This window comes from Arthrobacter sp. P1_B9 (assembly GCF_056406495.1).
The window spans coordinates 413639-439756 of record NZ_JBFUAA010000002.1 but is presented as its reverse complement, the minus strand read 5'-3'; the positions used below and the strand labels follow the sequence as shown (position 1 = coordinate 439756).

Here is a 26118-nt window from a genome sequence, read left to right as displayed (position 1 = left end):
GCGGCCCGTCAGCCCCAGTGCGGCGGCTTCTGTTCCTGGAGCCAGGCGTCGTGATCGTAATTATCAGGCTGGTCACCCCAGCGCCGGGGGTCGTCTTCCGCCGCCTTATTCGGCAGCACACCCTCCGGAACGGTGGCCTGTGCCTCCGAACGGCGCGACGTCTCCTTCGCGGCCTCCTGGTCCGGCCCGTCGCCGGTCGATTCCCCGGTCGATTCGCCGGCCTTCGACCCTGCGGTGTCGGCCGCGGCCCCCGTCGACTCACCCGGCTTCGGCCCCGCGGTGTCGTTCGTGTCGCCGGTCTCGCCGGTGTTGCTAGTGATGCCGTCCGCACTCATGCCGCCGGCCTCCTTACTGCCTGTATTGCCTGTCATTGCTGATGCTGGTGCCTGCCGGCGGAATTCTTGGCCAGCAGTTTCGTGGCCGCGGAACACCTGTCCCGAGGGTTCGGCCGCCACGTGGTACTCGGCGGCCCGCGCCTCGTCGATCGCCAGGTGTTCGATGCCGTCGTCGAAGAAACCGTGCGATGTCCGCAGCCGGCTGGACACGGCGGGCTTCTCCAACCCGAGGTAGCCGCCAATCCGGTCGGCGCAGGCCGAGGGGTCGGTGAAGACCTCTATGGTCCACAGGGGCATGTACCGCCAGCCAAGCCGCTCCAGGAGCTGCGGCCGGAGCCTGCTCCGTTCACGGACGCTCATCCGCCGGTAATGGCTCGTACCGTCCGACTCGATCGCCACCGGACGGGGAATCTCCGCATCGTCCTGGCCGATCGTGGTCATCGGATCGGCGGCCGCCACCATGTTCAGGACGCCGTCGTACTGGTGCCACACACGTGCCCCGCGGGCCCGGAGCCGGTCACCCAGGTCGGCCACGAGCGGATCGGCGCCGAGCGCCTGCTCGCTGGCCGCAGCCCGGGAGGCGGGGCTGCCAAGATCCGTGTTGCCCGCGATCTCACGGTCCAGGAGCTCGTAGAAGTCCACGGCGCCGTGGCTGAGGCGGCTGACATCAAGGTCTTCGGGCCGGAAGCAGCTGAGCACGTGCAGGGACCGGCGGGCACGCGTCATCGCCAGGGCGAATTTTGCTCGGCCACCTTCGGCGGAAAGCGGCCCGAGGCTGTGGAGGGTGCGCCCATGCGGGGTACGGCCATAGCCCGGGGAAAAAATGACGTGGTCGCGGACCAGGCCCTGGGCCCGTTCCAGATCCACTACGCGGAAGGACTCATCCCCCGCAGTGAAGAAGCTGCCCAGCATGGGGTAGTTGGGCAGTTGCGCCCTGATGGCCTCGCCGATCCGGGCGGCATGGCGAAGGCTGCCGGTCACCACGGCCAGCGACGTCCGGGGGCGGAGCCGGGCGTGCTCGAAGACCAGCTCCACCGCGCGGTTGACCTCGGCAACAACCGATTCGACGCCGTCGTGGTCAGCGCTGGGCAGCCCCGTGCCGTCGGGGAGGTACTCCACGCTGAGGGTACGGTCCAGCCCTGTGGCAGATTGGCCCTCCGGGAGGCGGGTGAGTTCCCCGCCGTAAAAACCCTTGCTGAGCTGGCGCACCAGGTCTTCATCGACCGCACGGTACACGGTCCTGAGGTTCCAGACCGGAAGCACGGCAGAGAGTGCCCGGAACGAGCTCTCAACGCTTTGGTAGGAGCTCTCCCCCGCGGCGAGCCGTTCGACGCCCACGGTAAAGGTCCGGGGGCTGGCGATCTGTTCGTCGCCGAAGGCGATGACCTGCCGGGACCGGGCGATCGCCGGGAGGACGGCCTGCAACGAGGTCGTCTCGGCGTCGAGAATCACGACGGCATCGAAGGTCTGCTCGATCGGCAGCAGACCCGTCATGAGGTAGGGGCTGACGGACCACACCGGTACCAGTGTGGGCAGCAGCTCCTGCGCCTGGCCGCTCAGGGCTGCCAGGGTCACCCGGCCGTCCTTCAGCAGGCTGCGCAACAGCTCGGCCTGGCGGGGGTACGCCGAGATGGCAGTGCGCCAGCGCTCGGACAGGTTCCAGCGCAGCCGGGCAGCGCCGCTGGCGATATGGGCGTTGTCCGCGAGACGGTACTCCGCCTCAAGCTGGCGCAGGGCGTCGCCGTCGGACATGGCGAGGTAGTCATCGCCGCTGATCATGGCCTCCAGGGCCGACTGCCACCAGGCCAGCTCAAGTTCGGCGGTCACCGAACCCTCCGGGACCTCTCGCTCGGCAAGGTCGGCGAGAAGCTCGCCCAGGCCGTGCTCTCGCATGCTTTCGACGAGCAGCGTGCGCTCCGGAAGGGTTTCAAGGGTCGCGGTGTCGGCGACGAGCCGCCGCACCCGGGGCAGGAGTTCGTCGTAGGGTGCGCGCTCCAAGTCGCCGCCGGCGGCGGTGTGCTTGACAGCCAGGCCCAGTTCAGCCAGTTCCGCTGCGAGCTCCCGGTAAAGGCCGCTGATTTCAGCCAGCCCGGACGGCACGGCCGGGTGCCGCTGCGTGGTCGCGTAGCCGGACCAGGCGGCGCGCTGTTCCTGCACCAGGACCAGGGAGCTGTGCAGGTCCGCGATGTGCACGCCGGGCCGGACGTACTCCTTGGCCACCCTGCGCAGGCGTGAGCGCTGCATGGACGGCATTTCGATCCCGCGTTCCCTGCGCCAGGCGGAGGACGCGGTGGCCGAGATCAGGTCGTGGACGGGCCGGTCAAAGATGTCGGGAGTGAACTTGTCCAGACTTTCGCGGACGGCCACGAGAAGTTCGATCTGCTCGCCCCATTCGGCGAAGGTCCGGCCGAGCCGGATCTCTGCGTGTTCCGCCACGGCATCCATGCGCCCGCGCAGCAACGGCAGTTTTTCCGAAACGGACTGGGCAACGCCCTGCGCTTCCTGCGTCTCCTTGCGGGTCAGCAGGCGCGCGCCGTGCCAGGGGCTGGTGGTCGACGCGCGGCTGAAGCTGCCGAGCTCGGCGGCGCGGCGGAGCCGGCCTGCGAGCTCCTCGCGGTCCCGGATATTGTCCAGCACGCTGCGCTTGAGCCGGACGGTCGTCGCCGGTGCCGGCTGGATGGAGGTCAGCTCTGCAAGGGACTGCATGGCCTCATACGGCGAGCAACCCCAGCGCGCCCGGACGTTGTGCAGGGAGGCTACGTGGTCCATGAGGGCGTGGCGGTGCCCGGTCAGGGTGGCGTGCAGGTTGCTCAGTTGCGGCTGCAGCGACTTCTCGTTGCGGACGATCGCCCGGACCAGCTGGCCCTTCAGCTGCAGCGGGCTGGCGCTGCCCGTCAGCTGCAAGAGGACCGAATCCAGGCCGAGGCCATCCAGCTGCCCGGAGATCTCGGCGAGGCTGGCCCGCCTGTCGCCAACCACCAGGACGGACTTGCCCTCGTCCACCAGGGCGCCGATGGTGTTGATGACTGTCTGGGTCTGGCCCGTGCCCGGCGGGCTGCTGACCACCAGCGAGTCGCCCGCCCGGACGGCGTCGATCACATACTGCTGGTCTGTGTCGGCGTCGAGCAGCAGAAGCTCGTCCGCGGGGTCACGGTCGTCCGTGCTGGGGAAGCGGCCGGGTTCCAGAGCAGGCACGTCGACCAGTTCGCCGGAACCGGACCGAGCCAGCGCGGTGACCAGGGGGTTGTTCTGGTTGATCCACGGATCATCGAGGTTGCCGGAGAGGTCGGCGAACGTGGAGACGAGCAGGTTGTGTTCGACCTCCGCGCCGTGAATCGGCTGGACCAGGGTGCCCAGGCGGTCCAGAACGGGCTGCGGGTCGTAACGGGCCGTGCTGTACGCCATCCTGGTCACCGCGTTGACGTCGAAAACGATCCCGTGGACGGTCTTGAGGTGCCGGACAAGCGCCGGGTTGATCTGCGCCTGTTCGGTGAGCTGCAACTCATAGTCGTCCTCGCCGGGGCGCACCGTGAGGGATATGGCGGTGAGCATGACCGGGGCCGAGATCCGTTGCGGCTTACCGCCGACGGCGGACGTCCAGACGACCGTGCCGGCAGAGAAATACCCCGCGTCGATGCCGCGGTCATTGGCGAGTTCGAAAATCTTGGAGCGCAGGTTTCGTGATGCCCTGGCCGCGACAACGAATTGCTGGCGGTCGCGGATCAGGGTCGAGAGCCGGGTACGCCGCCCTGCCATCAGCTGGGCGAGCCCCGAGGGATGGGCATGGGTCAGGTCAATTGAGCCTTCGGGCGTCTTGGTGAAGCGCAGCATGGTATCTGCACCGGTGACGGGCTTGAGCCCCGACAGCCATTTCCTGAACTCCTCGGAGCCCTCGGGGTGGCCTTGACCAACTGACACTGCTGCCTTCTTTTCTGTGCTCGACGTCTCTGTGCCGGACCGCGGCGGGCTCGGCTCTGGCGGGTTCGTCGTATCAACGCTCGTCTGTGTTGCGTCCGCGCTTTCCCTGGCCGCATCTTGTGTGCTCGCGGTTGCCAGGCTCGCGCGGGACGCCTTGGACCATACCGGCATGCTTTCGAGGGTAGCCCGAATCCCCCGCAGGTGCGGGGCCGCAACACTGGGCGGTGCGAAATTCAGGCTGAATTGTCAGAAACATTGTCAGGAACAAAATGAAATGGCCGGCCTCGAAAGGCCGGCCACTCAGATTGCTATTCCCACTCGATGGTTCCCGGCGGCTTGCTGGTCACATCCAGCACCACGCGGTTGACGCCTTCCACCTCGTTGGTGATCCGGTTGGAAATCCGGGCCAGGAGATCGTAGGGCAGCCGCGACCAGTCGGCGGTCATGGCGTCCTCGGAGGACACGGGGCGCAGGACAATCGGGTGTCCGTAAGTGCGGCCGTCGCCCTGGACGCCCACGCTGCGGACGTCCGCCAGCAGCACCACGGGCATCTGCCACACTTCGTCATCCAGTCCGGCCGCGGTCAGCTCGGCGCGGGCGATCGCGTCGGCCTTGCGGAGCAGGTCCAGGCGTTCCTTGGTGACATCGCCAACAATCCGGATGCCGAGGCCCGGGCCGGGGAAGGGCTGGCGGCCAACGATTTCCTGCGGCAGGCCGAGCTGGGCACCCACCGCGCGGACCTCGTCCTTGAACAGGGCGCGCAGCGGTTCAACCAGTTCAAACTGCAGGTCCTCGGGGAGCCCGCCCACGTTGTGGTGGCTCTTGATGTTGGCCGCACCCTCGCCGCCGCCGGATTCGACGACGTCGGGGTACAGGGTGCCCTGGACGAGGAACTTGATCTTCTCCCCGTGCGCCGCTGCCTCGGCGATGATCGCCAGTTCGGCTTCCTCGAAGGCGCGGATGAATTCGCGGCCGATGATCTTGCGTTTGGTCTCGGGATCGCTGACGCCGGCAAGGGCGCTCAGGAAGCGCTCCTGCTCGTTGGCGACGTAGAGCTTGACGCCGGTGGCGGCCACGAAGTCGCGTTCGACCTGTTCGGCTTCGCCCTCGCGCAACAGCCCGTGGTCCACGAAGACGCAGGTCAGCTGGTCGCCGACGGCGCGCTGTACCAGGGCGGCGGCCACAGCCGAGTCGACGCCGCCGGAGAGGCCGCAGATGACCCGGGCGTCGCCGATCTGGTCACGGATCCGCTGGACCTGCTCTTCCAGAATGTTGCCGGTGGTCCAGTTCGGTTCCAGCCCGGCGCCCTTGAAGAGGAAGTTTTCCAGGACCTGCTGGCCGTAGGCCGAGTGCTTGACTTCGGGGTGCCACTGGACGCCGTAGAGGCGCTTGTCCTCATTGGCGAACGCCGCGACGTCGGCGCCCGCCGTCGTCGCCAGGACCTCAAAGCCCTCGGGGGCTTCGTGGACGGAGTCGCCGTGGCTCATCCAGGTGCTCTGGTGCTGGGGCATGCCGGCCAGGATGGAACGGCCCTCGCCGAGGGTGGTGGTCTCGGTGGCGCCGTATTCGCGCAGGCCCGTCTGGGCCACCTTGCCGCCGAGGGCGTTGGCCATGGCCTGGAAGCCGTAGCAGATGCCGAAGACCGGGACGCCGGCCTCGAAGAGGTCGGCACCGACGCTGGGGGCGCCGTCGGCGTAGACGCTCGAGGGCCCGCCCGAGAGGATGATCGCGGCGGGATTCTTGGCCAGCAGCTGCTCGGTGCTGTACGTATGCGGAACCACTTCCGAATACACATTCGCTTCCCGGACGCGGCGGGCAATCAGCTGCGCGTACTGGGCACCGTAGTCAACAACCAGAACCGGCCTGTGGGACGTCTGGGATGCAGTGGGAGTAGTCACCCCACTAGCCTACTTTGCGCCGCTGCCCGCCCGCACATTGAGAAGCCGGTGCGGGCCCGAATCGCGGGCCGAGGTAAGCGAACTCACATGCCCGACGGCGGCTGCCGGCGTCGTGTCACTGTTCCGGAAGGACTGATCGGGACGGATCAGGAAGGGCGCCGGGCCAGGAGGGGTTCAGTACCGCTGGGGCGCCTGCGGGTTTGCTGCGAGTTCGGCCTCGACCTCGGCGTGGAACTTCTTCTCGACGAAGAAGGACAGGAACGGCACGACGCCACCCAGGGCCATAACCACCAGCTTGGTGAACGGCCAGCGCATGAGCGACCACAGCCGGAAGTTGGAAATCAGGTACACGACGTACATCCAGCCGTGCACGATCAGGACCGTGATGGAGAGGTTGACGCCCCCGATCACCCCTGGCGGCTCGGCGTCGGCGAATCCGAGGCCGAACGGCTGGCCGGTGACGGCGTTGGTGCCGCCGGCGAAGAGGTACTGACCGAAGCCGTACCGGGCGATCAGTTCGGCGCAGAGCAGCAGCAGCATCGTGCCAGTCAGGTAGGCGAGCACCTTGTAGAACTTCAGGGCGGACCGGATTTGGGCCTCGGTGCCGCCGAAGCGGCGCTTCTTCCCGGCATTCCCCGTGCCGTTGGTGGACTGCGGCTGGATGGCGGGCTGGGGCTCGATCATGATTGCACTCTCGGGTCTGTGGGTTGGGGGGCTGTGGGATGGGAGTCGGTGGGCGCTTGTGCCGCCTGGTGGTGGGCCGAGTTGTGGTGGGCCGCGTGGTGGTGGGCCGCGTGGCGGTCGGTTGGGGGCTCTTCGCCGGCCGTTTCCTCGTCGAGCGCGTCTTCGAGGTCGCGGCGGTAGTCGTCCTTGACGAGCCGCCACCAGATGAACAACGCGAAACCGGCGAAGACCACCCATTCCACGGAATAGAAGAGGTTGAGCCAGTTGACCTGCTGCGCGGGCGGCTGCGGGCCGATCCGGAGGGGTTTGACGTCGCCGCCTGCGGCCGCGGCCCCGACGTCGGTGCCGCCGGCCAGTTCGGTGGTCGCTGCGACAAAGCCCGGGTAGCTGCTGACGTTCCAGTCGTTGATGAGTTCGGCAACCGAGACGGCGCTGGCGCGGCCGGGTCCGGGATCCGTCCGCGGCAGCGGGGACTCGGACGGCAACAGCCGCCCGGTCAGTTCGATGGTGCCCGACGGCGGCGCCACGGCGTCCGCGGGATCCGCCACCCATCCGCGTGCGACCGGAATCCAGGTCTGCGGTGTGGCCCCGCCGCCTTTCAGGGCCGGGGCATCCTTGACGGCGAAGGCCGACACGATCCAGTAGCCCTTCGCCCCGTCATTGAGCCGGCCGGGGACGAGGACCTGCTTCTGGGGGTCGTAGCTGCCGGTGGCGGAGACCATCTGGTCAGCCACGGATCCGGGGAAGAACCCACCCGGCTGCAGGACCGAGGTCAGCTGCCGCGTTTGCTCCGTTGTGGTGGAGACCGGGGCTTCGGCCTGCGTTGAACGGCCGAACTGCCACTGGCTGAGCAGCACAAAGACCCCGGAAATGGCGATCGCGAACACGAGTCCTGCGATCCAGCGGGGTTTGAGGGCAGTTTTCAGCACCCCTTAAAGGTACTTCGTCCCTGTGTAGAACAGCGAAACGGGCCATCGAGAGTGGGGCAGCCGGGTCCCTGCGTGGCGACGGAGTCGACACGAAAGGGCCTGCCCCTAGAGAGGGGCAGCCGGGTCCCTGCGTGGCGACGGAGTCGACACGAAAGGGCCTGCCCCTAGAGAGGGGCAGCCGGGTCCCTGCGTGGCGACGGAGTCGACACGAAAGGGCCTGCCCCAATCTCAGTGGTCGAAGAACACCAGGCTGGAATTGATCAGTTCGGCGATCACTTCGGCGTCGTAGGCGCGGCGGAGCGATTCGCGGAAGGACTCTTTCGACAGTGAGCGTGCCAGCGTCGCGAGCACTTCGAGGTGATCGGAAAAGGAGCTCGCCGGGGTGGCGATGAGCAGAATCACTGTGGCCGGGCCGTCGGCCGCGCCGAAGTCCAGCGCCCTGCCGTACTTCGTGATGCCGACCGCGATGGATGTCTGTGACACGAGCTCGCTGCGGGCGTGCGGCAGGCCGACACCGCCGGGCAGGCCGGTTGCGAGCTGGTGCTCCCGGGCATTGACCTGCTTGAGGAAGCCCTCGAGATCGGAGATTCGTCCGGCAGCATGCATGCGTTCAGCGAGCTGGGCAGTGGCGTCGAGCTTGTCCGTGGCATCCATTTCGAGGATCACCATCTCGGGTGTGGTGAGCTCGGCGTCGTACCGGTCCAGTGGTTCCGCCAAGAGATGTCCCTTCGAAGTGGCGTCAGTGACGCCGGCCGGCAGTCCAATGACTAGCGTTGCAATCCTGCACTGCCGGCCGGCGCTGAGTCTTAGCGCAGGGGCACGATGTCCTCCACGCCCAGCCGTGCGGCATCGGCGGATTCGTCGTCCGGCTGCTGTTGGCTCAGGCGCTCGGCATCAACCCGGGCCAGATAGTGCTTGATTTCGCCCTCGCGCTGCGCATCACTCCAGCCGAGAACGTCTCCCATTAGTTTAGCGACTACCGGAGCGGCGGACACACCGCGGTCCCACGCTTCAATCGAAATCCGGGTGCGGCGGGTCAGGACGTCCTGGACGTGCCGGGCGCCCTCGTGCGTGGCCGCGTAGACGGCTTCGGCAGCCAGGTAGTCGTCAGCGCCCGGCAACGGTTCGGCCAGTTCCGGGCTGTCGGCGATGAGCGCCAGGACCTCCGGCGTCATGGCACCGTAGCGGTTGAGAAGGTGTTCGATCCGGGCAACGTGGACGCCGGTCTCCTCCGCCATCCGGTTCCGCTGGTTCCACGCGGCCTTGAAACCGCTCGCCCCCAGCAACGGGACGGATTCCGTGCAGCTGGCCGGGACACGCTCGTCCATGCTGCGCGTCGCCTCGTCGACGGCGTCCTTGGCCATGACCCGGTAGGTGGTCCATTTACCGCCCGCCACCACCACGAGACCCGGCACGGGGTGGGCCACCACGTGTTCGCGGGAGAGCTTCGCGGTGGAATCGCTTTCGCCGGCCAGCAGCGGCCGCAGCCCCGCGTAGACGCCCTCGACGTCCTCGCGGGTCAGCGGGCGCTTGAGGACCTTGTTGACGTGCTCGAGCAGGTAGTCGATGTCCTTGCTGGAGGCCGCGGGGTGGGCCTTGTCGAGGTGCCAGTCGGTGTCAGTGGTCCCGATGATCCAGTGCCTGCCCCAGGGGATCACGAAGAGCACGGATTTCTCGGTCCGCAGGATCAGCCCCACCGTGGACTGGATCCGGTCGCGGGGCACCACGAGGTGGATGCCCTTGGACGCCCGCACCTTGAGCTGCCCGCGGTCTGTCACCATGGCCTGGGTCTCGTCCGTCCAGACCCCGGTGGCGTTGATGACCTGCTTGGCGCGGATTTTGAAGCTGGAGCCGTCCTCGTGATTGACCACCTTGGCGCCGACCACGCGCTCGCCCTCGCGCACGAAGTCCACAACCGACATCTGGTTGACCGCGTGGGCGCCGTAGTGCGCCGCGGTCCGCACGAGGTTGGCGACGTACTTGGCGTCGTCGACCTGGCCGTCGTAGTAGCGGATGGATCCGACGAAGGCGTCGTCCTTGAGGCTGGGGGCGGCCCGCAGGGTCCCTCGCCGGGACAGGTGCTTGTGGAAGGGGACGCCGCGGCTGTGCCCGCCGGTGATGGACATCGCGTCGTACAGGGCGATTCCGGCGCCGACATAGGGCCGCTCCAGGAACGGTTTGTGGAGCGGGTACAGGAACGGGACCGGCCGGGCCAGGTGCGGCGCCAGGACGGAGAGAATGAGGCCGCGCTCATGCAGTGCCTCTTTGACCAGGCCGAAGTCGAGCATTTCGAGGTACCGGAGGCCACCGTGGATGAGCTTCGAGGACCGCGACGACGTCCCCGCAGCCCAGTCGTTCGCCTCGACGATGCCGACACTGAGCCCGCGGGTCACGGCGTCGAGGGCGGCGCCGGCACCCACGATGCCTCCGCCCACGATCAGGATGTCGAGCTCTTTGCCGGGGGCGGTGCTGCCCCTGAGCACAGTGATTGAAGCCTCGCGAGCCGTTGGCCCGAGGGCACCTCCGGCCTCGGCAGAACCGCCGGGAAAACTGTTCATGTCACGCCTCCATCCGGATCAAACCTCGTAGGGCACCAGACTACGTCCAAGTTTCCCGGATGGGCAGGGCCCTCAACGGCCCGCGCGCGGTTTCAGTTGCCGGCGTACGGCGAGACGACGACGTCGACGCGCTGGAATTCCTTCAGGTCCGAGTAGCCGGTGGTAGCCATTGAACGGCGCAGCGCGCCGACGAGGTTGGAGGTGCCGTTGGTGTGGTGGCCGGGCCCGAACAGAACCTCTTCGAGCGGCCCGACCGTTCCCACGTTGACCCTGTCGCCGCGGGGCAGTTCGAGGTGGTGGGCTTCCTGGCCCCAGTGCCAGCCCTTGCCGGGGGCTTCGTCGGCGCGGGCCAGGGCGCTGCCCAGCATCACGGCGTCGGCGCCCATGGCGATGGCTTTGACGATGTCGCCGGAGGAGCCCATGCCGCCGTCGGCGATCACATGGACGTAGCGTCCGCCGGACTCGTCCATATAGTCCCGGCGGGCCGCCGCGACGTCGGAGATCGCGGAGGCCATGGGCGAGTGGATGCCCAGGGCGCGCCGGGTGGTGGTGGTGGCTCCGCCGCCGAAGCCGACCAGCACGCCGGCGGCGCCGGTGCGCATCAGGTGCAGGGCCGGGGTGTAGCCGGCCGCCCCGCCGACGATCACGGGGACGTCGAGTTCGTAGATGAACTGCTTGAGGTTCAGCGGCTCGTGGTCCTTGGAGACGTGCTCGGCCGAGACAGTGGTCCCGCGGATGACGAAGATGTCGACGCCGGCGGCCACCACGGTCTTGTAGTGTTCCTGCGTGCGCTGCGGGGTCAGGGAGCCGGCCACCGTGACGCCGGCGGCGCGGATCTCGGCGAGGCGGGAGGTGATCAGCTCAGGCTGGATCGGCGCCTGGTAGAGCTCCTGCATGCGCCGGGTGACGGCCGGGCTGTTGGTCTCGTCAGCGAGGCCCGCGATTTCGTCCAGTACGGACTGCGGGTTCTCGTACCGGGTCCACAGGCCTTCGAGGTCGAGCACACCGAGTCCGCCGAGGCGGCCCAGGGCGATGACGGTCTCCGGCGACATGGCCGAATCCATCGGCGCAGCGATGACCGGCATGTCGAACTTGTAGGCATCGATCTGCCAGGAGACGGAGACGTCCTTGGGGTCACGGGTGCGCCGGTTGGGGACGATCGCAATGTCATCCAGGGAGTAGGCACGACGCCCACGCTTGCCACGGCCAATCTCAATCTCGTAAGTCACTGCTCTAGGTTATCCCAGCGGACGCGGGGCGCCGCTTCGGCGTACTGTGGCGTCATGCTTTGGCGTAACGGACAGCGTTGGATCTTCGACGGACACATTGCCGGACTCGGCACGGGATCGGGCCTGCGCGCGGTGGTGGGCCTGTGGACGCAGTCCCCGTTCGGGTCCTTCACCGACGCGATGGTCCAGCTGCCCTCCGGCCACCGGATCCTGCTGGCACCGAGCGTCGAGGCCGCCGGCTTCATCAGCGCGGTCTATAACTTCGACGAGACCTGCATCGTGCCCCTGGCATCAGAGCATGGGGCGGGGCAGCTCGCCGTCGACGCCGGGCCGCTGCGGATCCGCGCCCGGCTCGGGTCCCGCACCCGGCTGGGCGCCGTGGCGCGGCTGGTCCCCCGGGCTCTGGCGGTGCATCCGCGCTGGCTGCGTGCGGTCAACCCCATTGCGGGCAGAATCATCCCCGGCGTGCGCACTGCGGGCACGGCCAAGGGCGGCCGGCGGGAATACTACGGGGTCACCGATCTGCACCGCATCGACTCCGCGACCGTCAGCTGGGACGGCGCCGACGCCGGCCCGCTCACCGCCATCCGCCCCGCCGTCAGCTTCGGCTTCAGCAGCGTCCCGCCCGAACCCAGCCTGGCCCGGGTGCGGACGACCATCGAGGGCGCTCCGCTTACTCGCCGCTGACGTTCTCGGTGTCCGGGACGGTGAGCTGGGACTCGAACATCCGGAAGTACCGGCCGCGGCGCGCCACAAGTTCCCTGTGGGTGCCTTGTTCCACGATGCGGCCTTCCTCGAGCATGTAGACCACATCGGCCTTCTCGATCGTGGCCAGGCGGTGGCTGATGGCGATGATGGTGCTGCTGCGGTCGGCGAAGAGCCGCGTGAAGATCCGGTGTTCCGCCAGCGCGTCGATGGCCGACGTCGGCTCGTCCATCACCATGAACGATGCGCCGCGGTAGAAGTTCCGGGCCATCGCCAGCCGCTGCCACTGCCCGCCGGAAAGGCCGGAGCCCTTCCGCCCGCGCGGGTCCTCCATCCAGTTRCTGACGTGGTTGTCCAGGCCGTTGGGCAGTTTGTTGATGAATTCGAGGGCCTCGGCATCCGCGGCGGAGCGCCGGACCCGTCCGTCGTCGCGGGGCGAATCGACGTCGCCGAAGAAGATGTTTTCCGCCGCGGTGGCGAATTCATACTTCAGGAACTCCTGGCTGAGCACCGCCAGGTGCCGGTGCCAGGAGGTGACGTCGACGGCCGCGAGGTCCACGCCGTCGAGCATCACCTGCCCGGAGTCGGGACGGTACAGCCCGGCCAGGATACGGATCAGGGTGGACTTGCCGGCGCCGTTCTCCCCCACGATCGCGATGTGCTGGCCCTGCCTGATGGTCATCGAAATGCCGCGGATCACCTCCAGTTCGCTGCCGGTGTACGTGAAGCGGATGTCCCGCAGTTCCACCGTCTTCGGCGCCTGCAGCAGCGGCGGCGCGTGGCCGGACGGCACGGGCAGGGCCATGAAGAGCTCGTAGTCCGTGAGGTTCGCCAGGTCCTCATCGATTGAGCTCAGTGAGGAGACGAGGCTGTTGGCGGTCGAAAGGGCGCGGCTGACAATCTGCTGGACATAGAGGAACTGCCCCACCGGCTGGGCCCGGGCGATGATCTGGCCCACCACCCAGATCAGCGAGACCACCTCGGCGCCGTACTGCAGGGCATCGGCCGCGAGCTGTTTGGGGATGTAGCGCTTCTGGAAGTCCAGCCGGCGCTTTTCATCGGCGTCCCGCAGGCGGGAGCGCAGGCCCATCAGGTAGCCGACAATCCCGTAAAGCCGCATCTCGGCGATGTGCTGCGGCCGCAGGAGGTTGGTTTCGATCATCCTGCGCTGCCGGCGCGAATCGACCTGGGTGTTCCAGTGCGCGATCTGTTCGCGGGAGAGCTTGAACTGCAGGTAGACGCTGGGGACGATCGCAACCAGGACGATCACGGCGATCCACCAGCTGACCAGCAGCAGCGCGCCGATCGCCAGCAGCACGGAGACGAGCTGGGTGAAAATCGCGGCGATCCGGTCCAGGACGCGGGCGTAGGAGTCGGAGAAACGCTTCGCCCGGTCATACAGGTCCACGGTCTCTTTGTCGTCGTAGCGCCAGAAGTCCAGGGTCAGGAAGCGCTCGTACATCAGGTCACCGACGATCGCGCCGACCCGGAAACTCATGAGCTGCTGGATGTAGCGGTCCACGCTGCTGAACGATCCCCAGAAGAGCCCGAGTGCCGCGGTGATGATGACGTACACGACGGCCTGCGCGCCGGCGTCGGCGTCGCCCGCGTAGGCGGCGGCCAGCGCCGTGGTGGTCAGGGCGGCGAAGTACGTCGTGACCAGCGGCAGCAGTGCCGAGATCAGCGAGCCCAGGACCTTCATGACGACGGCGGCGGGCGAGGCCCGGAAGCTCACCCGCAGCACTTGTGCCACGGCGCGGGCGTAGGGCTTGAGCGCGAGCTTGCGTTTGGGCGCGCGTGCCGGCAGGAGTTCGGACATGCCTCCAGCCTAGTTCCGGGACCGGAGCCTGGGCGTGAGCGGCACCGCCGCCGGGAATCGGGGCGCCCTTAAACCGGGTGAGCCCGCCGAAACCATGATTTCGGCGGGCTCACCCGGTTCGGGCAGCGGGTCTTAGCGCGACCCGTAGTTCGGTGCTTCGACCGTCATCTGGATGTCGTGCGGGTGCGACTCCTTGAGCCCGGCCGCGGTGATGCGGACGAACTTGCCGCGCGCCTTCAGCTCCGCCACGGTCGGTGCGCCGGTGTAGAACATGGTCTGGCGGAGCCCGCCGACCAGCTGGTACGCCACCGACGACAGCGGACCGCGGTACGCGACCCGGCCCTCGATGCCTTCCGGGATGAGCTTGTCATCGCCGGAGACGTCGGCCTGGAAGTAACGGTCCTTGGAGTACGAGGTGTTCTTGCCACGGGTCTGCATGGCGCCGAGGGAGCCCATGCCGCGGTAGCTCTTAAACTGCTTGCCGTTGACGAAAATCAGGTCGCCCGGGGATTCGTCGCAACCGGCCAGGAGGGAACCGAGCATCACGGTGTCGGCGCCGGCGACGAGCGCCTTGCCGATGTCACCGGAGTACTGCAGGCCGCCGTCGGCGATCAGCGGCACGCCGGCCGGGATGGCGGCCTTCGCCGACTCGTAAATGGCCGTGATCTGCGGCACGCCGACGCCGGCCACCACACGGGTGGTGCAGATGGACCCGGGACCGACGCCGACCTTGATGCCGTCGGCACCGGCGTCGATCAGGGCCTGGGCGCCTTCGCGGGTGGCGGCCTGGCCGCCGATGATATCCACGTGCGCGGCAACGGGATCGGACTTGAGCCGGCGGATCATTTCCAGCACACCCTGGGAGTGGCCGTTCGCGGTGTCCACGAAGAGGGCATCCACACCGGCGTCGATCAGCGCCATGGCGCGTTCCCAGCCGTCGCCGAAGAAGCCGATCGCCGCGCCGACGCGCAGGCGGCCTTCGTCGTCCTTGGTGGCGAGCGGATACTGCTCGGCCTTGGTGAAGTCCTTCGTGGTGATCAGGCCCTTGAGCCGGCCCTGCTCGTCAACGAGCGGGAGCTTCTCGATCTTGTTCGTGGCCAGCTTGTGCGAGGCTTCCTCGCGGCTGATGCCGACGTGTCCGGTCACGAGCGGCATCTTGGTCATGACATCGCTGACCAGCCGCAGCGGGAAATCGGATTCGGGCACGAAGCGGGTGTCGCGGTTCGTGACGATGCCCAGCAGCCTGTTGCCCTCGTCCACGACCGGCAGGCCGGAAACGCGGTAGCGTGCGCAGATTTCGTCCAGCTCGGCCAGCGTGGCCTCGGGGCCGATGGTCAGGGGGTTGGTGATCATGCCGGATTCGCTGCGCTTGACCCGGTCCACCTGGTCGGCCTGGTCGGCGATGGAGAGGTTGCGGTGCACGACGCCGAGACCGCCCTGGCGGGCCATGGCGATGGCCATCCGGGACTCCGTGACGGTGTCCATCGCGGCGGAGAGCAGCGGGGTCTGGACCGTGATGCGCTTGGAGATCCGGGACGACGTGTCCGCTTCCGAGGGGATCACGTCGGTGTGGCCGGGCAGGAGCAGGACGTCGTCGTACGTCAGGCCGATGAAGCCGAAGGGATCGTGTTCGGGCTGGGTCATGAGTGCGCCTCTTACCTTGGGTTACGGGTTCACGGGTAGGGGTTGCAACAGATGACCAGCCCGTCATTACGGGTCTGGCCTGTGCAGAAGGTCATGCAGAAGGTTCGTGCAGATGATTCGTGCAGAAGTCCTCAATAAATAGTAGAACCTTGGCGGCGATAGCCATATTCCGGGCGGTAATGTCCGGTTTCAATGTAAGCCGCCCCATGCCGGACGGCTCCCCCGGCTCCCCCGGCTCCCCCGTCCGGCCGGTGCTGCTCCCCGGCCGGTCGGCGTCGGACTACTTCCAGCCGGTGGCGGCGAGCAGCCGCCGTTCGAACATGGGGATCATGGTCTGGACGTACGTCTTGGTCAGGTGGTTGTCGTCCTTGTAGACGTACACGTTGCCGACCACCGCGGGGCATGTTCCGTTGGCGCAGATGAAATCGCTCATGTCCATGAGGTGCAGCCTGGGCACCTGGCCGCGGTACGCGTCCAGCGGCGAGGACCCCGCGAGCGATTCCTGCTCCGGCACATTGCACTCCGAGGCATCCGGGCCGTTCTTCTGGACGCACTCGGGCATATTGATGGTGAAGCGGGGGTTGTCGCGGATGCCCACCACGTCCATGCCGGCGTCGGTGAAGGGCTTGATGCCCGCCAGGTACTCAGGCACTTCGGTCTCGAACGGCGCTTCCTTGTGGGTCAGGGACGCAACCGTGAAAACGGCGTCGGGGCGGTGGTCCAGGACGTACTGCGCGCTGGCCCGGTTGAAGGCGTTGCAGTCCGCGTCCCGCTCCGGGGACTCCCCGCCGAAGCGGCAGTTGCCCTTCAGGAGCGTGACAACTTCCCAGCCGTGGCTTTTCGCGATGGGGCCCAGCGCCGCCATGTACTGCTGGGCATGGGAGTCACCGAGCACCACGATCCGTTTGGTGACCTTTTCCGGCTTGTTGTTCTGCAGGCACCCCTGAAGCAGGGGGTCGCTGGGGACGTTGGCGTCCGTGCACAGCCCGTCGATGTCCGCCCACTCGTTCTTCATCGCCGCCGGCGCGGGGATGATCTTGGCTTCCGGCGTGGGTTTGCCGGCGTTTTCCGGGGCCAGGGCGGCCGCGCCGGGAGTCAGTTCCTTGGGCTGGGACGCCGCCTCGGCTTCGTCGGCCAGGAGCTGGCTCTGCCACACGGCGACGGGACCCGCCAGCAGGGCACCACAGGCGGCAATCACGACGGCGGTGCGCCAGGCGCGGCGCTTGGGCCAGTGCCATTCGCGCAGCGGCTTCTCGACGAAACGGGTGGTGAGCACGGCCAGGAAGAGGGACGCGGCAACGATGCACAGCCCCTGGAACAGGTTGGGCGCCGTGATGCCCGCCCCGGCGAGGGCCAGGACCAGCAGCGGCCAGTGCCAGAGGTAGAGCGCATAGGAGTTATCCCCCAGCGCCACCAGGGGTTTCCAGGTCAGGAAGCGGTCAACCCCGAAGCGGCTGCCGCTTTGACCGGCGGTGATGATCGCCGCGGCGGCCAGCGTGGGCCACAGCGCGATGAATCCGGGGAACGAACGGTCCACGGTCAGCAGGAGCCCGCAGGAGAGCATGGCCACGAGGCCGGCCCAGCCGAGCACGACGCGCAGGACCCTGCCCGGTTTCAGGTACGGCAGGGCGAGGGCCAGGAGCGAGCCGAGCGCGAACTCCCAGAGCCGGGCTCCGGTGTCGAAGTAGGCGTGGGCCTGGTTCGTTGCGGTCTGTTGGATCGAGTAGGCCAGGGACACCGCGAAGATGGCGCCGAAGGCCGCGGCCAGCAGGGAGCGGTAACGCAGCAGGACGTGGTCCTGGCGGGTCCGGCGGCGGAGCAGGCGGGAAAGAAGTGCGGTGCCGGCAAAGACGAGCGGCCAGAGCACGAACACCTGGCCCTGGATCGAGAGTGACCAGAAGTGCTGGAGCGGGCTCGCACCCGAATGGTCCTGGGCGTAGTAGTCCACGGCGCTGTCCGCCAGGAGCCAGTTCTGCCGGTACAGCAGGGAGGCCCAGGCCTGTTCAAGGACGTCGGGCCAGCGGCTTTGCGGCAGGATGGCCCAGGTGCCGGCGAGGACGCCGAGAACCACCACGACGACGGCGGGCAGCAGGCGCTTGAGCAGATGCAGCCAGTGGCTGAGCAGCCGCAGCGGCGCGCCGCTTTCGACTTTCCGCGTGAAGCTGAGTGTCATCAGGAAGGCTGAAATGAGGAGGAAGATGTCCACGCCGCCGGAGACCCGGCCCAGCCACACGTGGTACGTGACCACCATGAGGACCGCGAGGGCGCGAAGGCCCTGGACTTCGGGGCGGTAGCTTGTTTTTCGGGTCGCCGGAGAACCTGCATCCGCCCGTGGCGGGGTGAAGGTGGTTCGCTCGTTCGACACAAAGATCCCTTCAGGCCGGTTTCCAAAACATCAATGTTACCGAAACGTAATTTTCTTTGCCAATCACACGGGCCCGGCGGTGTCCTTCACACGCCTGGCCGGCGGCGCACCCAGGGGGGGCGGCGGCGCCGTCGGCCGCGGGGCGGAAGCTAGGCTGGTAGGAGTCTGAGGAGGCCGCCACGTGATCGTGCAGGTGCGCATTTGTGTTCCGGGTGAATTGTCCGGAGTTGTTCTCGAAAGTTGTACAAACCACGTCGGCGTCTCGGAAGTGGCGCTCGCGAAGGCCTCTTCCGTCACGCCGCCCGGGGACGTCATCGAGGTTCTGCTGGCCCGGGAATCCGTGGAGGGGCTCGTGGAGAAGCTGCACGCCCTCGACGTCCAGCAACGGGGATCGATTACGGTCATCGCACCGGACCTTGTGCTCTCGGACCGCGCCGACAGGGCGGAGGCGGAGGCTCCAGGTGAGGGCGCGGACGCCGTGATCTGGGACGAGGTGTCGCGGCAGACCGGCGAGGATTCGCGCCTGACGTGGAGTTTCCTGGCGTTCCTGGTCCTGGCGACCCAGCTGGCGGCCATCGGCATCGTGACGGACTCCACCATTGCGATCGTCGGCGCCATGGCCGTGGGCCCGGAGTTCGGCCCGCTGGCTGCCCTGGCCGTAGCCCTGGTCCGGCGCCAGCGGCGGCTCGGACGTGACGCGGCGCTGGCCCTCGGCGTCGGTTTTCCCGTCGCGATGCTGGCCGCCGCGCTGACCGCGTGGCTCTCCGTGCCACTCGGGCTGTTCCCCGCGGACGCGCTGGACCACGGTTCAGCAGTTGAATTCATCTACCACCCCGGCCCTTATTCCCTGATCGTCGCCGTCCTCGCCGGGACAGCCGGGATGCTGTCGGTCATCAGCCGGCGCTCGGCGGCGCTGATCGGGGTGTTCATCTCCGTCACGACGGTGCCGGCAGCCGGGTTCGTGGCCGTGGCACTGGTCCTGGGCGAGTACCAGAAGGCAGCCGGCTCCGCCCTGCAGCTGTTCCTGAACCTGCTCGGAATCGTGGTGGCCGCCGTCGGGGTCCTGCTGTTCTACCGGCTGGTGACCAGGCGGCTGGCGCCGGACGCTGCCCGCCAGCTGCGGCGCAGGGCGGACCGCTCCAAACGCTGACGGGCGCCCGCGGTGGCTGCCTGCTAAAGCCCGCAGGGTAAGGACCGGCACGGTCCTTACCCGGCGTTCCAACCGGTAGCTGCCATGAACTCGGTCTCAAAGTACGGAGTGAGGCTCTCCATGTAGGTTCGTGTGACGTGGTTGTCATCCTTGTAGACCATCACGTTGCCGATCACGGCCGGGCAGAGATCGTCCGGGCAGAATAACCGGCTGAAGTCGAGAAACTTGGTGGCCGGCAACTCCCCGGCCACGGCTGCATCGGGCGACGCTGCCTGATAGTTCTCAGCGGTCGTCGTTCCGCAGGCGGCGTAGTTGTCGGGGTTGCTTTCGAGGCACGCGGGAACGGCCTCGTGCATGCGCGGGGTGTCCCGCAGCGCCACGACGGGAATCCCCGCGTCGTTGATGGATTTGATCGGCGGAACCCACCCCGGATCCATGAATTCTGTGTTGCTCGGATCGGGGTCAGTCCGGGTGCTTGTTGTCACCACGAGATCCGGCTTCATCTCGAGCACCTTCTTGAGGGTGTCCTTGTTGAAGTCCAGGCAGCCCTCCGAGAGGCCCGCGGCCTGGTGGACTGTCACGGGGCAGTACCCCTTGGTGATGGCCTCCACCCTCCAGCCATGCTTCTCTGCCATAGTGAGGATGGGGGTCGCCCAGACGTGGGCATGCGAGTTGCCAATGATCAACACGGTCTTCGTGGCATTCTGCTTGCCGTTGTTGCAGACGTTCGTGAATTCCTTTTCATCCGCGGTGCAGCCGCCCGCGTACCTGGGCCATTCTTCCGCTGCCGTGGCGAGGGTGGGAAGGAGCGGGGCGGATTTGTCAGCCCCGTCGACGTAGGCGGGGTCCAACGACCGGGCACCCGGATTATTGGCCCAGGCCTGGCTCGCCGCGGCTGCCGTGGCGTAGTTGATCTGAAGCTGCCAGCCGGCCAGCGGCACGATGGCGGTGACCACAGCCGCGGCGATGGCGATGAATGCGCGGCGCCGCTGCACCTCCGGCCACTTCCATTCCCGCCATGGTTTCTCCACAAAGCGGGTGGTGAGATAGGCGAGCACCAGCGACACGGTGACGATGACGGCGCCCGTGATCGGCCCCGCACGGTCCCTGTGCGTAGCGGCAAGCGAGATGACCAGGACCGGCCAGTGCCACAGGTACAGGGCGTACGAGATGTCTCCCAGCCGGACCAACGGCTTCGAACTGAGTATCCGGTCGACGCCCAGCTTGCTGCCAGACTGCCCGGCGGCGATGACGCAGGCTGCCGCCAGGGTGGGCCAGAGTGCCACGAACCCGGGGAAGGACGCCTGGACATTGAGCAGGAGGCCGCAGCTGAGCATGGCCACAATGCCCAGCCAGCCCAGGCCAAGCCGCCAGCCCCGCGGAAGCCGCAGGGCAGGAAGGGCCAGAGCCACCAGGGTGCCGAGCGCGAACTCCCATAGCCGGGCCCAGGTATCGAAGTACGCCTCCGTCTGGCTCGCCTGGGTGAAGACGATTGAGTAGACCAGCGAAACAACGAAGATCAGGGCGAAGATGTAGCACAGCAGCACGCGATAACGGAGCCTGAAGCGCTTGGCGAGGATTGCTGCTCCGGCGAAGATGAGCGGCCACAGGATAAAGACCTGCCCCTGGATTGAGAGGGACCAGAAATGCTGGAAGGGGCTGGCCTTGCTGTGGTCCGAGGCGTAGTAGTTCGTGGCCTCGGACTGCAGGAGCCAGTTCTCGGCGTAGAACAGGGAGGCCCACCCCTGGTTGATGACTTCCAGCCAGCGAGTCCGGGGCAGAAACAGGATGCTTGCGGCGAGTACGGCCACCATGACGGTGACGGCGGCCGGGACGAGGCGCCGGAAAAGGTGCAGCCAGTGTTTGATGAGGGCCATGGACCGGCCCTGCTCGAAGCGGCCCACGAACTGCAGCGTCATAAGGAAGGCCGAGATCAGCAGGAAGACGTCCACGCCACCGGAAACCCGGCCCAGCCAGATGTGATAGCTCATGACCATCAGCACAGCGAGAGACCGGAGGCCCTGGATTTCAGGCCTGAAGGTGGATTTTCGGCCGGCCTTGGCTGCGGGATCATGCCCCGCCGCGGCAATGTGCCGGGCAGGCCGGGGCAAGGTTCCTTGCTGTGTCATAGAACTACCCCTCAACCAGATAACCAAAGCCTCCATGTTACCAAAACGTAATTTTGATGGCCAATCGTCACGGCGCCACTGATCCCCATTGAGGCATGCCAACGTGGGAGTTTCCAGTGAACCCGCGACGCTGGAGCGGCACCTGACGGGTTAACTCTGCCAGAATCACGGCAACTTGCGGCCACGAACACGGCAGAACGGCAGCAGTGACTCGACAGAAAAAGGGACGGCCCGGCAGATGCCGGACCGTCCCCCTGCGGGCAGAGCCTAGTGCCTGTGCCCTGCGTGCTCGTCTTCGTCAGCCGGCTTCTCCACCACGAGGGTTTCCGTGGTGAGGACCAGCGCCGCGATGGAGGCCGCGTTGCGCAGAGCCGCACGCGTCACCTTCACGGGGTCGATCACGCCGGCGGCGATCAGGTCTTCGTATTCGCCGGACTTGGCGTTGAAGCCCTGGTTCACGGCGGATTCGGCGACCTTGGCAGCCACGACATAGCCGTCGAAGCCGGCGTTCTGGGCGATCCAGCGCAGCGGCTGGACCAGGGCGCGGCGGACGATGCCGACGGCCGCAGCCGCGTCACCTTCGAGGGCCTGGACGGCAGCGTCCTCGTCGAGCGCCTTCAGCGCGTGGATGAGGGCGGAGCCGCCGCCGGCCACGATGCCTTCTTCGAGGGCAGCGCGGGTGGAGGACACGGCGTCCTCGATGCGGTGCTTCTTTTCCTTCAGCTCAACCTCGGTGGCGGCGCCGACCTTGATCACGCCGATGCCGCCGGCCAGCTTGGCCAGGCGTTCCTGCAGCTTTTCCTTGTCCCAGTCCGAATCGGTGCGGGTCAGCTCGGCGCGCAGCTGGGCAACACGGGCGGCAACGTCCTCGGCCGAACCGGCGCCGTCGACGATCGTGGTGTTGTCCTTGGTGATCGTGATGCGGCGTGCGGTGCCGAGCACCTCGAGGCCAACGGTGTCCAGGCTCAGGCCCAGCTCCGCGGAGACAACCTGCGCACCGGTGAGGGTCGCGATGTCCTGGAGCATGGCCTTGCGGCGGTCACCGAAGCCCGGCGCCTTGACGGCGACGACGTTCAGCGTGCCGCGGATGCGGTTGACGATCAGCGTGGACAGGGCCTCGCCCTCGACGTCTTCGGCGATGATGAAGAGCGGCTTGGAGCTCTGCAGCGCCTTTTCCAGCAGCGGCAGGAAATCCTGCACTGAGGAGATCTTGCCCTGGTTGATCAGGATCAGGGCGTCCTCGAGGACGGCCTCCTGGCGTTCCGCGTCGGTGACGAAGTACGGGGACAGGTAGCCCTTGTCGAACTGCATGCCCTCGGTCAGGACCAGCTCGGTCTGCGTGGTGGAGGACTCCTCGATGGTGATCACACCATCCTTGCCGACCTTGCCGAACGCCTCGGCCAGCAGCTCGCCGACCTCGTCGCTCTGGGCGGAGATTGCGGCAACGTTGGCAACCTGCGTGCCTTCAACCGGGCGCGCGTTCTCCAGCAGGCGGGCGGCGACGGCCTCGACCGAAACCTCGATACCGCGCTTGATTTCGCCCGGTGCGGCGCCTGCCGCTACGTTGCGCAGGCCTTCCTTGACCAGGGCCTGGGCCAGGACGGTGGCGGTGGTGGTGCCGTCGCCGGCAACGTCGTTGGTCTTGGTGGCGACCTCCTTGGCAAGCTGCGCGCCAAGGTTCTCGTAGGGGTCATCCAGCTCGATTTCACGGGCGATGGTCACACCATCGTTGGTGATCGTGGGGGCGCCCCACTTCTTGTCCAGTACGACGTTGCGGCCGCGCGGACCCAGCGTGACCTTGACGGTGTTGGCGAGCTTATCGATGCCGGCTTCAAGCGACCGGCGGGCAGCGTCGTTAAACGCAAGCTGCTTTGCCATGGTTTTGTCCTTTCAAGACAGAACCCCGCGCAACTGATCCATTCAATGCGAAAGGATCGGCTGCGCGGGGGTCCAAGAGAGTTACTTTACGACGATCGCCAGAACGTCGCGGGCGGAGAGCACGAGGTACTCGGTGCCGCCGGTCTTGACTTCGGTTCCACCGTACTTGGAGTAGATGACGACGTCGCCAACGGCAACGTCAACGGGAACGCGGTTGCCGTTGTCATCGAAGCGGCCGGGGCCTACTGCAACAACTTCGCCTTCCTGCGGCTTCTCCTGCGCGGAGTCCGGGATAACCAGGCCGGAAGCCGTGGTCTGCTCGGCTTCGAGCGGGCGGACAACAATACGATCCTCAAGAGGCTTAATAGAGACCGACACTCGGACCTCTCCTTTTCGTCAGCAAATTCGTGGACTATGAAGCGGTGATGCCAAGGCGCACAGACCGTCGTCGCGGTGCCGGCAGCGTGCCTGGCGGAACGCGCTTCATGTGTTAGCACCCTCCTAGGGAGAGTGCTAATGACGACTCTATGTAAATGGTTAGCACTCGGTCAAGGCGAGTGCCAGAAATTCGTTCCGGGTGAACATTTTCCCCCTAGGGGACATGCCCATTTTTCGCTGCGGCCAGAGGACACTGGGGCATCATGCTCTGTGCCCGTGCTGAGCGATGGACATGCCCTACGACGGCGGGCGGTCCAGAGGGCCATGCCCATTCTTCGTTGCGGCCAGAGGACACTTGGACGTCGTACTCTGTGCCCGCGCTGAGCGATGGACATACCCAACGGGTCCGGGCTGCTGGGGAGGACGTGTCCATTTCTTGCTGCGGCCAGAGGCCACTTGGGCATCATGCTCTGTGCCCGTGCTGAGCGATGGACATGCCCAACGCATACGGGCGGCCCGGGAGGACATGCCCATTTTCGCTGCGGCCAGAGGACACTTGGGCGTCGTACTCTGTGCCCGTGCTGAGCGATGGACATACCCAACGGGTGCGGGCTGCCGGGGAGGACATGTCCATCCGTGGCGCAGGAGGCTGGGCATGTCCCCTGGCCCGTGGCCGTTGGCCGTTTGGCGGTGCGGTGCGCCCCCACCAGCGGCGTCTATTCGCGCGCCTACTCGCTGGCTACTGGTCTGCGAGGTCGTCGAAGTCCACGTCCTCGCCGTCGTCTTCGTCCGTGTTCTGGCCTTCGTCATTCCGGTGCCGGAACGACAGCACGGCGCCGGCGGCGGCCAGCAGAATGCCGGCGACGAGGAAGATGATGCCGCCGAGCCGGGCCGCGGCATAGGTCTCGCGGATGGCCCGGGCCTCGTCCGTGGCGTCCTGGACGTTCTTCCCGCCGACGGAATACACGGTGGCGTTGAAGGAATCGAGGAAGAAGATAATCACCAAAAGTGCGACGGACACGACGGCGATCACCGCGCCGGCGATCAGCGCCGGTTTTGCGTAGCGGGCAAGTCCCTGCGGCCGTCGGCGCTCCTGCCTGGCGTCGTCGTCGCCGGCCGTGTCCTGCCCGGCCGTGTCCGCTGAGATGCTGTCGCCTGTGCCGCTGTCTTCCATGCCATCAAGCCTAGCCCCCGCCGTCCGGTCACAACGCGCCCGCGGACCTCAACTACGCTGGATGCCATGACTGACGCACCGCAGGAACATATTGCCCCGATCCTCACCCCCGAGGGCTGGGAGCTGCTGGCGTCGTTGGGCCCGTACCGCGAGGACGAGGCCTTCCGCCTCACGGCGTCGCTGCGCAAGGCCGGCCACTCCCCCGAGCTGGTCTCGGCCGTGCTCACCCAGTCCCGGCTGCGGACCAAGGCTGAGGCGAAGTTCGGCGAATTCGCCCGGCAGATGATTTTCACGAAGGCCGGTCTGGAGCAGGCCACCCGGCTCACGGTGGCGGCACGGCACGCGCAGCGGTTCGCGGAGGCCGGGATCGGCCACGTCGCGGATCTCGGCTGCGGGCTCGGGGCGGACTCCATGGCCCTGGCCTCCCTGGACCTGGTGGTCACCGCCGTGGAAATGGACGAGGCCACGGCCGCCTGCGCCACGATGAACCTGATCCCGTTCCGCAACGCCACGGTGGTCCATTCCGATGCAACGTCGGTATCCCTCGAGGGGATCGACGGCGTCTGGCTCGACCCAGCCCGGCGCACGACGTCCACTTCGGGAACCAAGCGGATCTGGGATCCGGAGGATTTCTCCCCGCCGCTGTCCTTCGTGGAGTCACTCGCCGGCACCGGCCGCGCCGTCGGCGTGAAGATGGGCCCCGGCATGCCGCACGATTCCGTGCCGGCCGGCTGCGAGGCGCAGTGGGTCTCTGTGGGCGGGGACGTGACCGAGGTGGCCCTGTGGTTCAACGCAGTGCGGCGTCCGGGGGTGCGGCGCGCGGCCCTCGTGCTCGGCCCCCTTGGTTCCGCTGAGCTCACCAGCGGCGAGGACTTCGGCGCCGGCCCGGTGGCGCCCGTTGGGCCCGTGGAGGGGTACCTGTATGAGCCCGACGGCGCGGTGATCCGCGCCGGCCTGGTGGCCGACGTCGCGCTCCAGCTGGGCGGGCACCTCGTGGACGAGCACATCGCCTACATCTGCGCCCCGGAGCTGCATGACACCCCGTTCGCCAAGGCGTACAGGGTCCTGGAGGTGATGCCGTTCAACGTCAAGGCACTCAAGACGTGGGTCAAGGATCAAGGCATCGGGGTCCTGGACATCAAGAAGCGCGGTATGGCTGTCACGCCCGAAGAGCTGCGCAAGCAACTCCTGCCCGGCGGCAGCGCAAAGCACAAGGACAAGAAATCCGCCACCCTGGTCCTCACCAGGATCGGCGAGGACCGGGTGGCCGTCTCGGTGGAGCCGGTCTAGCCCCGCCAGCGGGATCCCACCGGCCGAGTGCCCCG

The 26118-nt window shown here is 67.3% G+C and carries 17 protein-coding genes; 3 read left to right on the top strand and 14 right to left on the bottom strand.

Going from position 1 to position 26118, the window contains the following annotated elements:
- Positions 1–8: 8 nt before the first annotated feature.
- From AC1D1A_RS04575 to AC1D1A_RS04545, 7 genes are all read right to left on the bottom strand, one after another.
- Positions 9–4253 (bottom strand): AAA family ATPase, encoded by a 4245-nt coding sequence (locus AC1D1A_RS04575; protein ID WP_476947225.1) that lies wholly within the window; start codon positions 4251–4253, stop codon positions 9–11.
- A 308-nt stretch (positions 4254–4561) separates the two neighbouring features.
- Positions 4562–6151, bottom strand: coding sequence for a glutamine-hydrolyzing GMP synthase (gene guaA, locus AC1D1A_RS04570; RefSeq protein WP_079550220.1), 1590 nt, complete (start codon positions 6149–6151; stop codon positions 4562–4564).
- Positions 6152–6325: 174 nt separating this feature from the next.
- Complete coding sequence (locus tag AC1D1A_RS04565) at positions 6326–6835, bottom strand: DUF3817 domain-containing protein (RefSeq protein ID WP_476947224.1); 510 nt, start codon at positions 6833–6835, stop codon at positions 6326–6328.
- Positions 6832–7764 carry an SURF1 family protein gene (locus tag AC1D1A_RS04560; RefSeq protein ID WP_476947223.1) on the bottom strand — a complete coding sequence of 311 codons (933 nt, stop codon included), beginning with the start codon at positions 7762–7764 and terminating at the stop codon, positions 6832–6834. The genes AC1D1A_RS04565 and AC1D1A_RS04560 overlap by 4 nt, the downstream gene beginning before the upstream one ends.
- A gap of 228 nt (positions 7765–7992) precedes the next feature.
- Positions 7993–8481: a PTS sugar transporter subunit IIA gene (locus AC1D1A_RS04555; RefSeq protein WP_028275739.1), complete on the bottom strand. Its 489-nt coding sequence runs from the start codon at positions 8479–8481 to the stop codon at positions 7993–7995.
- A gap of 89 nt (positions 8482–8570) precedes the next feature.
- Positions 8571–10322 carry a glycerol-3-phosphate dehydrogenase/oxidase gene (locus AC1D1A_RS04550; protein WP_476850306.1) on the bottom strand — a complete coding sequence of 584 codons (1752 nt, stop codon included), beginning with the start codon at positions 10320–10322 and terminating at the stop codon, positions 8571–8573.
- Between the two features lie 92 nt (positions 10323–10414).
- Positions 10415–11551, bottom strand: coding sequence for a GuaB3 family IMP dehydrogenase-related protein (locus AC1D1A_RS04545; RefSeq protein WP_230007196.1), 1137 nt, complete (start codon positions 11549–11551; stop codon positions 10415–10417).
- 54 nt (positions 11552–11605) lie between these two features.
- Here AC1D1A_RS04545 and AC1D1A_RS04540 point away from each other — a divergent pair, with 54 nt between their 5' ends.
- A complete protein-coding gene (locus tag AC1D1A_RS04540) occupies positions 11606–12238 on the top strand; it encodes a hypothetical protein (RefSeq protein WP_230007195.1) in 633 nt (210 codons plus the stop codon).
- Here AC1D1A_RS04540 and AC1D1A_RS04535 read toward each other — a convergent pair.
- The 3 genes from AC1D1A_RS04535 to AC1D1A_RS04525 all read right to left on the bottom strand — a co-directional run bounded on the left by AC1D1A_RS04535 (position 12225) and on the right by AC1D1A_RS04525 (position 18084).
- Positions 12225–14075 (bottom strand): ABC transporter ATP-binding protein, encoded by a 1851-nt coding sequence (locus AC1D1A_RS04535; RefSeq protein WP_028275742.1) that lies wholly within the window; start codon positions 14073–14075, stop codon positions 12225–12227. The genes AC1D1A_RS04540 and AC1D1A_RS04535 overlap by 14 nt on opposite strands.
- A gap of 132 nt (positions 14076–14207) precedes the next feature.
- Positions 14208–15719: an IMP dehydrogenase gene (guaB, locus tag AC1D1A_RS04530; RefSeq protein WP_018773740.1), complete on the bottom strand. Its 1512-nt coding sequence runs from the start codon at positions 15717–15719 to the stop codon at positions 14208–14210.
- 280 nt (positions 15720–15999) lie between these two features.
- On the bottom strand, positions 16000–18084 hold the full coding sequence (locus AC1D1A_RS04525) for an acyltransferase family protein (protein WP_476947222.1): 2085 nt from the start codon (positions 18082–18084) through the stop codon (positions 16000–16002).
- A 217-nt stretch (positions 18085–18301) separates the two neighbouring features.
- Here AC1D1A_RS04525 and AC1D1A_RS04520 point away from each other — a divergent pair, with 217 nt between their 5' ends.
- Positions 18302–19234 carry a DUF389 domain-containing protein gene (locus tag AC1D1A_RS04520; protein ID WP_476947221.1) on the top strand — a complete coding sequence of 311 codons (933 nt, stop codon included), beginning with the start codon at positions 18302–18304 and terminating at the stop codon, positions 19232–19234.
- 56 nt (positions 19235–19290) lie between these two features.
- On the opposite strand, the gene AC1D1A_RS04515 is transcribed toward AC1D1A_RS04520, so the two are convergent.
- From AC1D1A_RS04515 to AC1D1A_RS04500, 4 genes are all read right to left on the bottom strand, one after another.
- The gene (locus tag AC1D1A_RS04515; protein WP_476947220.1) at positions 19291–21363 is read right to left on the bottom strand and encodes an acyltransferase family protein; all 2073 of its coding nucleotides are present in this window, start codon (positions 21361–21363) and stop codon (positions 19291–19293) included.
- A 267-nt stretch (positions 21364–21630) separates the two neighbouring features.
- Positions 21631–23241, bottom strand: a complete 1611-nt coding sequence (groL, locus tag AC1D1A_RS04510; protein ID WP_476947219.1) for a chaperonin GroEL — start codon at positions 23239–23241, stop codon at positions 21631–21633.
- 81 nt (positions 23242–23322) lie between these two features.
- Entirely contained in the window at positions 23323–23619 is a 297-nt protein-coding gene (groES, locus tag AC1D1A_RS04505; RefSeq protein WP_028275747.1) for a co-chaperone GroES, read from the bottom strand.
- A gap of 739 nt (positions 23620–24358) precedes the next feature.
- Complete coding sequence (locus AC1D1A_RS04500) at positions 24359–24793, bottom strand: hypothetical protein (RefSeq protein WP_476850299.1); 435 nt, start codon at positions 24791–24793, stop codon at positions 24359–24361.
- 66 nt (positions 24794–24859) lie between these two features.
- Between AC1D1A_RS04500 and AC1D1A_RS04495 the strand changes: the two genes are divergently transcribed.
- Complete coding sequence (locus AC1D1A_RS04495; protein WP_476850298.1) at positions 24860–26083, top strand: class I SAM-dependent methyltransferase; 1224 nt, start codon at positions 24860–24862, stop codon at positions 26081–26083.
- The last annotated feature ends 35 nt before the right edge of the window (positions 26084–26118 follow it).